This window comes from Nocardia sp. NPDC055321 (assembly GCF_053645575.1).
In genome coordinates this window covers 149,740-161,493 of the sequence record NZ_JBSHMS010000013.1, presented here as the reverse complement: position 1 = coordinate 161,493, position 11,754 = coordinate 149,740, and the positions used below count along the sequence as shown (strand labels likewise).

Below are 11,754 nucleotides of genomic sequence, written 5' to 3'. Positions count from 1 at the left end.
CTGCGGGTGAGATGGCCGTCGCGAATCCGGTGCTGCAGTACGCGAGTTCGCACGCGGCGGTGCCGTAGGGTCGGATCCATGACCGGTGAGAGGGAGTCGCAGGCCGTCGCGCCGTTCGAGGCCGACGCGGTGATCGCGGTGCCGGAGGCGGTGCGAACCGAACTTCGCCGCGGAGTGCGCAGCGTGCTCGTCGATTCCGCCGCACTGCGATTGGTGCGCGAGCGGTTCGACGCCGAGCAGGCGGGGTCGCTGCGGCACTATCTCGAGGCGTCGCAGTCGGCCAATACGGTGCGGGCCTATCGCACCGACTGGATCGCGTGGGCGGGCTGGTGTGTGGCCGAGGGGCGCCAGGCGCTGCCCGCGGATCCGCTGGACGTCGCGGTGTATCTGGCCGCGGCGGCCGACGCCCGCCGCGACGGTGGTGAATGGGCTTTCAGCGCGGCCACTCTCGAACGCAAGGCCGCGGCGCTGGCGGCGGTGCACGCGGCGAACGGCCTGCCGTCCCCGACCCGCGCCGATGTCGTGCGCCTGACCCTGCGCGGTATTCGCCGCACCCGCCGGACCCAGCCCAAGCGCAAGCGGCCGGTGCTGCTGCACACGCTCGATCAGCTGCTGGGTCAGCTGCCCGAGCCGGGCTGGCCCACCGAACCCGCGCGCCGGCGTGACACGCTGCTGCTGCTCGCGGGTTTCGCGGGCGCGCTGCGGCGCAGTGAACTGGCGGGCCTGCGCATCGCCGATGTGCGGGTGGTCACCGATCACACCAGCGGCGAGCCGCTGCTGCTCATCCAGCTGCCCACCACCAAGACAGATCCCACCGGCGTGCACGAGCAGCGCGTGGTACTCCCCCGCGGCACGCATCCGCACACGTGCCCGGTCTGCGCGTTCGCAGACTGGATTCGCCTGCGCGAGGCGCACAGTGCCCGACCCGCCGGGCTCGCGGCGTGGCTCGCCGAGTCCCCGCCCGCCGCCCCGCACATCCATCGCTGTCACGGGTTCACCGGCACGACCCTGACCGATCCCGATCTCCCCCTGTTCCCCACGATCACCCGCCACGGCGGTCTGGCGGCGACCGCCATGTCCGGTCGCGCCGTGGCAGAGCTCGTGAAACGCTATGCGGCGCGCGCAGGACTGGATCCGACGCTGTTCTCCGGCCATTCCCTGCGCGCGGGTTTCGCGACCCAGGCCGCCCTCGGCGGCGCGAGCGATCGCGAGATCATGCGCCAGGGGCGGTGGTCCAATCCGCGCACGGTGCACGGGTACATTCGGACGGCTAATCCGCTGGAGGACAACGCGGTTACGAAACTGGGTTTGTGAGATCTCCGGTACGGGAGCGGTGAATTGACGCCCGGGTCGTGCCAGGCCTGCGACGTTGAGAGCCGCCGTTCGGGATTGCCCTGCGCCCTGGTATCGGTACCCCAAACCTTGTGTGGCCGAGTATGTTCACTGTCCTGTGGACTCGAACAACCTTCCGCCGGTGTACATATCCGTCGTCGAATTCGTGGAGAACTACCTCAGTCTCGTGTACCGGCGAGAAGTCGGGAAAGGCCGCCGGGTGTGGTGCCCGCAGTGGTGGCTGCACTCGGAGGCAGTGGCGCGGCTGGATGCCCTCTGGCGGGCATGGGAGCACTGTCGGACCGACGGCAGTACGGGTCTGAGCGTGTGGTTCCTCGACCACGCCGATCCACATATGACCGTCCTGTTCGACCCGGAAGGCCCTTTCCAGTTCTGCTCGACAGCCTCCGGACACTCCGATGAGATGCCGCCGCTGCAACTGGTCGCGGCCCCACCCGGCCTCTTCCCGGCACGCGGATGAAGTCGTAGCCGTCACGCCACGTGCCCCCAATGCGTCTCGTACGCAACAGGATCAGAGGTGTGCGTTCGGCCGACGCCGGACCGGACCACGTTGCCGAGTTACATCTGGTCAATCGTCCACCAGGAAGGCTTGACTACGTTTAGCATCGGGTGGTTCTTGCATACCGGAGGGGATCATGCATCGCTCGGTTCTATTTGGCATGTCGATGTTTGCCATCGCTGGAATTGCCCACGTGCCGCAATCGCTCGCCGGAGCAGATCCCGTCGACAGCGCGACATGTTTCGTCGCGGGGCAGGAGACAGCGCTGCCTCCGGGAATCGGACTGGAGCCGTCCCAGCAGCAGATTCGCAACAGGGGCCTCTCGATTACCTGTTCCGGGCGGCTGGACGGACAGGAACTCGACCCGAACCGGGCAGGGGTGTTCGATGCCGATGTCACGACGGGCACCCGCCCCGGGTTCGGCGGGACCGGAACCTGCATTACCGACGGCGGTGTCGGACACGTCAGCGTCCGCCTGCCGACGGTGGACAACGGGATGCTCCCACTAGACGGACCGGCCGAGTACGTGACCCTGGGACCCGTCAACTATCTGGAGGGCGATCTCGGTCCGTATCACTTTGTTTCGTACTCCCTGTCCGGCCCGGATCTGACCAAACTGGACGGGAACTGCTTTACGTCGCCCCTCCTGCATTGGGTGAGCGCGGGACCACTGATGCTTTCCGGCAACGCACCGTAGGGCAGCCCGTGGGTTCGACCGGTGTCGAGTCGTCGTGGCGGCACGATCACGACCCTCGGCCGGGGGCTGCACGCGGCCACGGTGTGGTTCCGCATAGAGCCGATGGCCGCGCGGGATGCCGCGGACCTGGCGGCGCTGGAGTACGGGTGTTCATGGCTGGCTTGGCCCGATGAATCGCGTCGACACGACGTGGGGGTCATCGGGGAGAAGGAACCCACGGCGCGGAACCTCGCGGAGTTCGACTCCAACCTGGACCGAGTGTTCGAATCGCTGACCTGGGATCTGCCGCTCCTCCATCCGGACGCGACCTATGTCATCTGGCAGCTCACCGCAGCCGAACACACCGACTGGATCGCACAGGGCTGGTTCTGTGCCTACGCGACGCATCGCGTGGAAGTCTACGAAGCCGGTGACGTTGCACGCAGATGTACCCCCACGGCCCGTCCGCAGGGCGCGATATCGCGGATGTCGTCAAGGACGCCGTGCGCGATCGCGGCATCGACGATCCCGGACGAGACGTGCGTTTCCGCGCATGGATGTCACCGCAATCCCAAGGGTTACAAGCATTTCGACTGGGCCTCGAATGGGATGAGAGTGAAGACGGCGATGAGATCGGTTGTCGGACAACTGCGGTATCGTCCGGCGCGTTGTTCAGAGAGTAGGGAATTGGCGTGGGGTATTCGTCCAACTGGTTCATCGTCGACGGGTTGACGCCGAAGCTGGTGTGGGATCGGCTGAGGGTCCGGCCCACCGGTGAACGATCGGATCGACCAGATTTTCAGTTGGTGGGCGCGGTACGCCCGGACGGCGCCTACCTCGTGGTCGAGGATCGGGCGCAGGAGTCCGTGGAATGGACATGGAACTTTGCCGAACTGTCGGTGGACTGTGTAGTGACCGGAGCCGGGGAAGTCGATGGCGCGGGCGGAGCCGAGGTGGTCCGATGGCGGGAAGGCCGCAAGGAGTGGGGAATCGCGGCACCCATGGGTGACGGCGGACCGGACATCTCCGGCGACGTGCCTGCCGAAATTCTCGACGCGGTCGAGCAGACCGCGCGAGAACTGGATGAGGAAACTCCCGACTATTTCAACGCGATTCTCAGGCTCGCGACAGCACTCACCGGATACCGATGCGGCAGCGCGATCGCCCCAGCGGGATCGCTGCCGTTCGAGAACCTCGACACGTCGCGGCACCCCGAAGTAGAGGCGTTGGAACCAACCACCCCGGCGACCGCTAGGTCGAGTAGTGCCGCCGATGATGTTGCGAGGCGGGACAACTCGACGTACGTCGGATACACCTGGTCCGAAGGTAGAGACAGGAATAGGTACTCTTCGCCGGAACGATCTGTCGAATACGCGCTGATATCGGTCGGGGTGTTGCTTGCCCCGGACAGTTTCCTCGCCTCCGGAATCGCGGACCTCGTCTTCCAGACATACAATTTCGAAGGCGATGTACGGGACCGATACCCCGAACTCGCCGATGCGCCTTCCCGGGAGCGGTACGCTTTTTCGCGCGCGGCTATTCTCGCGGGCTTGCGGGGCAAGATGTGGGGTGTCGACCAGTTTCTGGTGTGGGTCGATCCGCAAGCGGACGCCAACACCCTCGATGACGAGTTATGGCCGCTCCCCACTCGCCCGGCGATGTCGTGGGACCGCAACCCGATACCGGTTCGAGGCCCGATGCGGCACCCCGCGGACGCCGAGTCCTACCTACGCGAGGTCGCCCGCCAGAGCCGCGAGGCTGGCATGGCGTTGACACGAATCAGCCGAACCGAGTCGTACGGCTTGTGTTTCGTCCCCCTCGAGCGCACCCCGCTCCTGCTTGCCGACGCCGTCGTCGCGGGCTTCACACAGGAGAACGACTGCGCGCTCGAGGTCGTCGAACCGTAGCCGGACAAGGCGCACTCGGTATCCGGGCCAATCGCGGCGAAGAGTGCACACCTGTCGAGCAAGCACTATCGCGTCTCGGCACGCTGGGGTCAGTCGGTGTGCAGGACGAAGAACAGGAAGCACAGCAGTCTGGTGTCGGGGTTGTCACCGAACACTTCGGGGAACTTGTCGCGGGCCGCGGGTAGGGCCGGGGGCTCGGCGATCGTGGTGATGCGGAAGCCCGCTGTGGTGAAGGCATCGGTCATCGCGTGTAGGGGGCGGTCCCAGAAGCTCAGGCGGGCTGTTTGGTCGCCGAAGGTCCAGTCCTCGACGCGGTTTCGGGTTTGGAAGTAGTTGGTGTCGGCGCCTGCCAGATACTGCCCGAGGAAATTGGCGAACGGATGCTCGAGCGACGCGACGAGTCGACCGCCGGGGACCAGTACGCGGCGCAGCTCGGCCAGGGTCGGTCCCCAGTCCTCGAGGTAGTGCAGGACCAGGGAAGCTACGACGTCGTCGAAGGTGTTGTCCGGAAACGGCAGCGGCTCCGCCAGGTCGGCTAGCCTGAGGTCCGCATCGTCGCCGAGGCGCCGGCGGGCCTGTTCCAGCATGCCGGGGCTCGAGTCGATGCCGGTCACCTCGGCGCCGCGGGCGCGCAGTTCGGCGAACAGCGGACCGGACCCGCAGCCGGCGTCCAGGATCCGCCGACCGGCGACGGCTCCCGCGAGTTCGAGCATCGCGGGCCGCGCGTAGTAGGCGTTGTACAGGCTGGTTTCGTTGTCCGACGTGTAGCCCTCGGCGATGCTGTCGTACGCGCTCGCGCGGGGCAGACCGGCGGACGCGCGATCTTCCTGACTCATGAAGCCATCCTGGCACGACGACACTCGGCACGCTGTAAACGCTTGTCAGCCAAGCCTTCCGGTGAAATATCCGCATAGCTCTGCCCAAACTCTTCGAGACCTACCGCTGCCTGATCCACCACATTCCCTGACCCGACTCGGCCGGGGCCCGCTTCTCGCGGGGCGCTATCCGGTCGAGGCGGTAGCCGATTCGGCGGGCGACAGCGGCGCTGCGCTGATTGGCCGCATCGCAGTGGATCTCGGCCCTATCTATGCCCGGGAGGGCCAGCGCGACCCGGGTCAGGGCTTCCGCGCTGCGGGTCATCACACCGCGTCCGGTGTGTTCGGCGTGGCACCAGTAGCCGATCTCGAGCGCCGCGGGGCCTACGCGGTCCTGTATCGCGATCGCGCCCAGTACCGCTCCGTCGGTGGAGAAGATGCCGTAGTCGAAATCACCGTCGGTCGTGGGCCAGCTTTGTGCGGCGATCTCGCCGTATGCGCGTTGTTTCTCCAGGGTGGTCGGTTCGGCCAGCCAGGCCATCCAGGGGTGGAGGTGGGCGAAGGACGTCGTTATCGCCTCGAACCGGGCAACCAGATCATCTGGCTGCCAGCGACGGATCAGTAGGTCGCCCAAGTCGATTCGTTGCGGAGGACCTACGCCCGGGGCGAGTGCAGGAGACAATTCCACGTCCATGCACCTGATGGTGGTATCCACTCGCAGGCGCGGCAAATGGATATCCGCCATCCCTGCGAAGTACGGGCACTACTGGCGGCCGATCAGCGAACACCGCCGGCCCGGAACATGTCTCGACCTCACGCCCCGGTCGTGACAAAGGTTGTGCCCGTGCGGGACTCGGACTCCTGCCACAGGCGGGCGGCCAGCTCGGGATCGGCGGCGGCCGCCGTCCGGCCGACAAGGGTCGGGTGGCCGCGGTACTCGTAGAACCCGTCGGGGCCGACGTAGGAGGCGCCAGGCAGATCCTGGCTCACCGCGAACAGGGTCGGGAGCGCGCCCATGTCGGAGGTCTGGGCGATGTACCTGTTGCCCGCCCGCATCGCGATGTCCAGGATCGGGCGGGCGGTGTGGCTCTGGAGGTTGGTCGCGGCCCAGCCGGGGTGCGCGGCGAGCGCGCGACGCGAATCGTGGGCCGCGTCGAAGCGGCGTTGCAGCTCGAGGGTGAACAGCAGGTTGGCCAGTTTCGACTGGGCGTAGGCCGCTACGGGGTTGTAACCGCGGCGCTGCCAGTCCAGATCGGTCAGATCGATCGTGCCGCGCCGGTGCGCCTGCGAGGAGAGGGTGACCACGCGGTCGGTGATGTGCGGCAGCAGCAGGGTGGTCAGCGCGAAGTGGCCGAGGTGGTTGGTGCCGAACTGTCGCTCGAACCCGTCGGCGGTGGTTCCGAAGGGCACCATCATGATTCCCGCGTTGTTCACCAGGACGTCGAGGTCGCCGGACCAGCGGTCGGCGAAGCGACGGATCGAGGCCAGGTCGGCCAGGTCGAGTTCGCGAACCTCGGTGTCGCCGTCGATGTGCTGGACGGCCTCCTGCCCGCGGGTGACATCGCGTACGGCCAGGACGACTCGGGCGCCGACGCGAGCCACTTCGCGGGCGGTCACCAGACCCAGGCCGCTGTTCGCGCCGGTCACGACCACCGTGCGGCCGCTCATATCGGGGAGATCGGATGCGTTCCACTGTGAGTTCGTCATGATTACCAATGTAGACACTGTCCACAAAGTGGTCAATGTCCACATAGCTGTAGGCTCGAGGCACTATGGCCCCCGATCGTCGATACCACCACGGTGACCTGAGAGATCAACTCCTCGACGGCGCGGAGAAAGCGCTGCGCGAAAACGGAGTCGAACACCTGTCGCTGCGCCAGGTCGCGCGCGAGGTCGGCGTCACCCACAACGCGCCCAGCCGCCACTTCCCCGACAAGCAGGCACTGCTGGACGCGTTGGCGCTGAGAGGTTTCCGCCGGCTCGGCGACGCGTTCGAAGCCGCCGCGACCGACGCGTCACTGCCGGTCGAGGACCGCTTCCGGACACTGGCTCGCGCGTATCTCACGTTCGCGCTGGACAATCCGACGCTGCTGACGCTGATGTTCGCGCGCAAGCACAGCGCCTCCGGTGGCGCGGCGATGGCCGAGGCCGTCACCCGCGCGTTCGCGGTGCCGGTGGCCATCACCGCCGAGGGCCAGGCGCGCGGTGAGGTGGTGGCGGGCGACCCGCTGCGGATCGGCTGGACGGTCGCGGTCGCGCTGCAGGGCCTGGCGAGTTTCGCCGGGGCCGGCCTCGTCGACCGCGACGGCATCGATGATCTGCTCGATGAGACCGTGACCCGGTTGACCCGCGGCCTGATGCCGCGCCCCTGACACCCCTTCCCCGCAGGAGAATCCCGTGACCGACGCCATCCACCATCCGTTCGACGACGCCGTCCGGCTCACCGCCACCGGCGGCAACGACTACTCCGGGCACACCGATCCCCGCTACGCGAACATGGTCGGCCCGTTCGGCGGCATCACCGCGGCGACGCTGCTGCAGGCCGTCGTACAGCACCCCGAGCGCCTGGGCGAACCGCTCTCGCTCACCGTCAATTACGCCGCGCCGATCGCAGACGGCCCCTTCACCGTCACCGCGAATCCCACCCGGACCAACCGATCCACCCAGCACTGGAGCCTCACGCTCACCCAGGACGACGTGGTGACCACCACCGCCACAGCGGTTTTCGGCGTGCGCCGCGAATCCTTCGGCACCACCGAGATCGAGCCGCCGCCGGTTCCGGTGGCGAGCGAGGTCGCCCCGGAACACACCCCCGAAGCCATCGCGTGGATGGACAACTACGAAATGCGCTTCACCGCAGGCGGTCTCAGCACGCTGGACGCGGCGACGGCGAGCGATTCCACCACCACGCTGTGGGTCCGCGATCATCCGCCGCGGCTGCTGGACCACGTGTCCCTGACCGCGCTGAGCGATGTGTTCGTTCCCCGGATCATGGTCCGGCTGGGGCGCCTGGTTCCCGCCGGGACCGTCTCGCTGAGCATCTACTTCCACGCCGACGCCGCCGCGGTCGGCAAGGTCGGCGACGAGCCCGTGCTGGCCACCGCGCGCTCCCAGCATTTCGGTGCCGGCTTCGCCGATCAGACTGCCGAGCTGTGGACCGGCGGCGGAACCCTGCTCGCCACCAGCCATCAACTGGTCTATTTCAAGGCGTGATCATCCCCCCGGTGTAGCGATACCGGCGAACCACGGTCCGCCGGGTGACCCGGGGCTACTCCGGGTTCAGCGACTTCCAGGACTTGCGGGTCACGGCCTTGGTGCGCAGGTTGACCAGAAAGGTCCAGCCGTCGCGCAGGATCAGGCCGTCGGCGTTCACGCGGGTGACCTGCCAGGTGTCGCGACGGTTCGGGACCGGCGCGGCCGTGAAATTGCCGAAGCGGGCATCGGGCGCGTGTGCGCGCACCAGGACTATTGCCTGTTCCGCCAGGTCCGGATCGTGTGCCGTTGCGGGCTCGGCATCGCCCATCGTTGTCATAGAACTGTTCACCTCGTGTCGCGGCGGTTGCCGCGGGTCGATCATCGTTTCTTGCCGCACAGTCGGTTTCGGGCTCGTGCGACCGGAGCCGATTCCGGGCTCCGTGCGTGTAGCACGGGAGTTCCCGGGACCGGCGTGCATCATGCCTGATGCACCGGCCTGCCGGAAATGCGCCCCGTCCGAATCCGTTCCGTGACAGCACGCGATGTGGCACAACGGATTTGTCCGGGCGGCCGGGAAGCACCGTGCGCGCGGCGCCGGCGAATGCTTCCGAAGGCGCGCGCGAGTCGCCGATGTCGCCGGCATCCACCGGGATTGCGACCGCTGGGCCGGGTCGGAAGTCGGCGTGGAGACGGCCGGGCCGGGTTCACAACGGCACGTGCGTGCCCGGCCTCGCGCGATCGGACTCGAAACCCGGAGGAATCGGCAGAATGAGGGAATGACGCGGATCGAGGCTGTGCGCGGGGACATCACCGAACAACAGGTGGACGTGGTGGTCAACGCGGCCAACTCGTCGCTGCTGGGTGGCGGCGGGGTCGACGGAGCCATTCATCGCAAGGGCGGGGGTGAGATTCTGGCGGAGTGCCAAGCGCTGCGGGCCTCGCATTACGGCCGTGGATTGGCGACCGGGCAGGCGGTGGCGACCACGGCGGGACTGTTGCCGGCGCGGTGGGTGGTCCACACGGTAGGCCCGGTGTGGTCGGAGGCCGAGGACCGGTCCGGACTGCTCGCCTCCTGCTATCGCGAATCGATGCGGGTGGCAACCGAATTGGGTGCGCGGACGGTCGCGTTCCCGGCGATCTCCACGGGAATCTTCGGCTGGCCGATGGACGACGGGGCGCGCATCGCGGTGGAGACGGTCAACGAGGCGGAGTCGGCCCTGGACCTGGTGCGGTTCGTGTTGTTCGACGAGCGCGCGTACTCGATCTTCGAGGCGGCGATTCACGAACTGGGTCGGTGACCGGGGCCGCGCCGGGACCGGTCAGGGAATCGCGGTCTCGTGCACCGAATGCCAGCGATAGCCCTGTGCTCCGGCGATCAGCACGGCGGTCACGCGCCGGGCGGTGACGCCCGCGGGTGCGCGGTGGGTTTCACGGAAGCGCACCACGACCGTATCGCCCGCACGGGTCAGTTCGGTGACCTCGTCGGTGTCGATCCGCAAGCCGGGGACCGCGTTTCGAGCATCGCGCAGGCCGGACAGCAGGGCCTCGCGGGTGGCGACCGTGCCGTCGGTGGCCACCAGGGTGAATTCCGGGTGCTGGGCGGCGGCGAAGCGTTCGAAGACCTCGGGGCCCGCCTCGGTTCCCAGCCAGGTCGCGAGGTCCTCGTGCAGCGTCTGCACCACATCTGCCATGTCGCCCGCTGCGCGGTTGTCGGTCACCCTGCGATCGTACGGAGATGGCGTGATGCCGAAAGCCACGCCTCGGGCGTCGGTCAGAACCTGCTGCCGGACTCGGCGTGGGCCTTGAGGGCATGCAGGGTCGCGGGAATGCCGTGCAGGGCGTGATTGTCGCGCGGTAGCCCGAGGGGGCCGGTGACGCGGAGCAGGCGGTGGAAGGCCGAGGAGTGCGGCCATTCCCGATACTCGGTGACCAGGGTGCCGTCGGGGTGCGGGTCCAGGCAGTAGCCCCAGTGCGGGCCGACGACGTGCACGCGGAACTCGAAATGCCGCGGTGGCGCGACGACCGTCACCTCGCACGGCGTCGCCCACACGACCGGGCCGATCCGGTTCAGTCCGACGAACCAGGAACCGGTGCGCGGGCCCGGGCCGCGGTACAGCCGGTAGCCGCGCCGGTTCTCGGTGCTCCACCGGCCCATCGCGGTGACATCGGTGACCAGCTCCCAGATCCGTTCGCGCGGTGCGGCGATGAGCACCGACATGGCGTCGGTGCGGGCGTGCTCGGTGCGGGTGCGGATCACGCCCTCGGGTGGGCGCAGGTATCGGCCGAACGCCGAGTCGCACTGGTCAGCCATACCCACCTCACTGTCTGAGACAATTCAGCGTAACGCGGCACATCGACTCGGGCAAGCGATCGGCGCGAAACCCTCGCACCCGAGCTGATCAGCAGTACGACGACGATTCCCCTGCACCGCCGCACCGAGCGCCCAGCACTCGCACGGCCGATGCGATTGCAACGACCTAGCGTGCGGCCGAGTCCGCATCTCACCACCCGCCCCCGCGCTGTGAGGGGTTGCTTACTCTCCCGTTACCGGAGGTGATTTTCGGGAAACCCCAGGCCAATAGCGTATTCAAGCATGTCGACCACAGTGGATTCACGCTCCGCCGCAGCGAGCGGACACCTGCGCGACATGGTGTATTCCACCCTGCGCGACGAACTCATGAACGGGCGCATCAAATTCAGTCAGCGCCTGACCGAACCGAAAGTCTCCACCCGCTTCGGGATTTCCCGCACCCCGGCCCGCGAGGCGCTGGCCATGCTGTGCTCGGACGGCCTGCTGCGCCGCGACGAGGTCGGCTTCAGCCCCGTCCGCCCCAGCATTCCCCTGGTTCGCGACCTGTACGAGCTGCGAATCACCCTGGAACTGGGCGGGATTCAGCGCGCGATCACCAATCCCGGTGTGCGCCACGATCATGCCCTGCTGTGGGCCGAACGCGAACGCTGGCTGGCCCTGCGGGCGAACCCGCCGGAGCAGGAGCCCTCGTTCGTGGTGGTGGACGAGAAATTCCACATCGCACTGCTGACCGCGTCGGGCAACACCGAGATGGTGCGCGCCCTGGTGGCGGTCAACGCCCGCATCCGCCACGTGCGGATGTACGACTTCATGGTCAACAACCGCATCGAGGTCACCATCGCCGAACACCTGGCGATCCTCGATGCCGTGCTGGCGGACAACCTTCCGCTCGCCTACGACCTGCTGCGCCTGCATATCGGCGAATCGTTGGATGTCGTTCTCGACCGAGTCAGCCGGGCCATGGTCGCCATGTCCCTGGCGACCGAGGAGTAGGAAAC

General features: G+C 67.6%; 15 protein-coding genes. 9 read left to right on the top strand and 6 right to left on the bottom strand.

What is annotated here, in order from left to right:
* Positions 1-78: 78 nt before the first annotated feature.
* The 5 genes from ACWIGI_RS22060 to ACWIGI_RS22040 all read left to right on the top strand — a co-directional run bounded on the left by ACWIGI_RS22060 (position 79) and on the right by ACWIGI_RS22040 (position 4,435).
* Positions 79-1,314, top strand: coding sequence for a site-specific integrase (locus tag ACWIGI_RS22060; protein ID WP_454204311.1), 1,236 nt, complete (start codon positions 79-81; stop codon positions 1,312-1,314).
* 160 nt (positions 1,315-1,474) lie between these two features.
* Positions 1,475-1,813, top strand: coding sequence for a DUF4913 domain-containing protein (locus ACWIGI_RS22055; protein ID WP_454204310.1), 339 nt, complete (start codon positions 1,475-1,477; stop codon positions 1,811-1,813).
* 175 nt (positions 1,814-1,988) lie between these two features.
* Positions 1,989-2,549 carry a hypothetical protein gene (locus tag ACWIGI_RS22050; RefSeq protein WP_454204309.1) on the top strand — a complete coding sequence of 187 codons (561 nt, stop codon included), beginning with the start codon at positions 1,989-1,991 and terminating at the stop codon, positions 2,547-2,549.
* 21 nt (positions 2,550-2,570) lie between these two features.
* Complete coding sequence (locus ACWIGI_RS22045) at positions 2,571-3,260, top strand: hypothetical protein (protein ID WP_454204308.1); 690 nt, start codon at positions 2,571-2,573, stop codon at positions 3,258-3,260.
* Complete coding sequence (locus ACWIGI_RS22040) at positions 3,221-4,435, top strand: hypothetical protein (protein WP_454204307.1); 1,215 nt, start codon at positions 3,221-3,223, stop codon at positions 4,433-4,435. Before ACWIGI_RS22045 ends, ACWIGI_RS22040 begins: the two co-directional genes overlap by 40 nt.
* Positions 4,436-4,524: 89 nt before the next feature.
* On the opposite strand, the gene ACWIGI_RS22035 is transcribed toward ACWIGI_RS22040, so the two are convergent.
* From ACWIGI_RS22035 to ACWIGI_RS22025, 3 genes are all read right to left on the bottom strand, one after another.
* A complete protein-coding gene (locus ACWIGI_RS22035) occupies positions 4,525-5,271 on the bottom strand; it encodes a class I SAM-dependent methyltransferase (protein ID WP_454204306.1) in 747 nt (248 codons plus the stop codon).
* Between the two features lie 100 nt (positions 5,272-5,371).
* The gene (locus ACWIGI_RS22030; protein WP_454204305.1) at positions 5,372-5,884 is read right to left on the bottom strand and encodes a GNAT family N-acetyltransferase; all 513 of its coding nucleotides are present in this window, start codon (positions 5,882-5,884) and stop codon (positions 5,372-5,374) included.
* 179 nt (positions 5,885-6,063) lie between these two features.
* The gene (locus ACWIGI_RS22025) at positions 6,064-6,957 is read right to left on the bottom strand and encodes an oxidoreductase (protein WP_454204304.1); all 894 of its coding nucleotides are present in this window, start codon (positions 6,955-6,957) and stop codon (positions 6,064-6,066) included.
* Positions 6,958-7,022: 65 nt separating this feature from the next.
* On the opposite strand from ACWIGI_RS22025, the gene ACWIGI_RS22020 reads away from it, so the two are divergent.
* Positions 7,023-7,622 (top strand): TetR/AcrR family transcriptional regulator, encoded by a 600-nt coding sequence (locus ACWIGI_RS22020; protein ID WP_454204303.1) that lies wholly within the window; start codon positions 7,023-7,025, stop codon positions 7,620-7,622.
* A gap of 25 nt (positions 7,623-7,647) precedes the next feature.
* On the top strand, positions 7,648-8,463 hold the full coding sequence (locus ACWIGI_RS22015; RefSeq protein WP_454204302.1) for an acyl-CoA thioesterase: 816 nt from the start codon (positions 7,648-7,650) through the stop codon (positions 8,461-8,463).
* Positions 8,464-8,518: 55 nt separating this feature from the next.
* Here ACWIGI_RS22015 and ACWIGI_RS22010 read toward each other — a convergent pair whose 3' ends face one another.
* Positions 8,519-8,782, bottom strand: a complete 264-nt coding sequence (locus tag ACWIGI_RS22010; protein WP_454204301.1) for a hypothetical protein — start codon at positions 8,780-8,782, stop codon at positions 8,519-8,521.
* Between the two features lie 439 nt (positions 8,783-9,221).
* Between ACWIGI_RS22010 and ACWIGI_RS22005 the strand changes: the two genes are divergently transcribed.
* Positions 9,222-9,743, top strand: coding sequence for an O-acetyl-ADP-ribose deacetylase (locus ACWIGI_RS22005; RefSeq protein ID WP_454204300.1), 522 nt, complete (start codon positions 9,222-9,224; stop codon positions 9,741-9,743).
* A gap of 21 nt (positions 9,744-9,764) precedes the next feature.
* On the opposite strand, the gene ACWIGI_RS22000 is transcribed toward ACWIGI_RS22005, so the two are convergent.
* Positions 9,765-10,163, bottom strand: a complete 399-nt coding sequence (locus ACWIGI_RS22000) for a DUF4440 domain-containing protein (protein WP_454204299.1) — start codon at positions 10,161-10,163, stop codon at positions 9,765-9,767.
* A gap of 53 nt (positions 10,164-10,216) precedes the next feature.
* Complete coding sequence (locus ACWIGI_RS21995; protein ID WP_454204298.1) at positions 10,217-10,756, bottom strand: SRPBCC family protein; 540 nt, start codon at positions 10,754-10,756, stop codon at positions 10,217-10,219.
* Positions 10,757-11,038: 282 nt separating this feature from the next.
* Here ACWIGI_RS21995 and ACWIGI_RS21990 point away from each other — a divergent pair, with 282 nt between their 5' ends.
* Complete coding sequence (locus ACWIGI_RS21990; RefSeq protein ID WP_454204297.1) at positions 11,039-11,749, top strand: GntR family transcriptional regulator; 711 nt, start codon at positions 11,039-11,041, stop codon at positions 11,747-11,749.
* Positions 11,750-11,754: the final 5 nt, after the last annotated feature.

Excerpts from the sequence above, each read along its gene's own strand:
- ACWIGI_RS22060 (WP_454204311.1), top strand. The coding sequence starts at position 79 with ATGACCGGTGAGAGGGAGTCGCAGGCCGTCGCGCCGTTCGAGGCCGAC.
- ACWIGI_RS22050 (WP_454204309.1), top strand. The coding sequence starts at position 1,989 with ATGCATCGCTCGGTTCTATTTGGCATGTCGATGTTTGCCATCGCTGGA.
- ACWIGI_RS21995 (WP_454204298.1), bottom strand. The coding sequence starts at position 10,756 with ATGGCTGACCAGTGCGACTCGGCGTTCGGCCGATACCTGCGCCCACCC.
- ACWIGI_RS22035 (WP_454204306.1), bottom strand. The coding sequence starts at position 5,271 with ATGAGTCAGGAAGATCGCGCGTCCGCCGGTCTGCCCCGCGCGAGCGCG.
- ACWIGI_RS22005 (WP_454204300.1), top strand. The coding sequence starts at position 9,222 with ATGACGCGGATCGAGGCTGTGCGCGGGGACATCACCGAACAACAGGTG.
- ACWIGI_RS22010 (WP_454204301.1), bottom strand. The coding sequence starts at position 8,782 with ATGACAACGATGGGCGATGCCGAGCCCGCAACGGCACACGATCCGGAC.
- ACWIGI_RS21990 (WP_454204297.1), top strand. The coding sequence starts at position 11,039 with ATGTCGACCACAGTGGATTCACGCTCCGCCGCAGCGAGCGGACACCTG.
- ACWIGI_RS22020 (WP_454204303.1), top strand. The coding sequence starts at position 7,023 with ATGGCCCCCGATCGTCGATACCACCACGGTGACCTGAGAGATCAACTC.
- ACWIGI_RS22025 (WP_454204304.1), bottom strand. The coding sequence starts at position 6,957 with ATGACGAACTCACAGTGGAACGCATCCGATCTCCCCGATATGAGCGGC.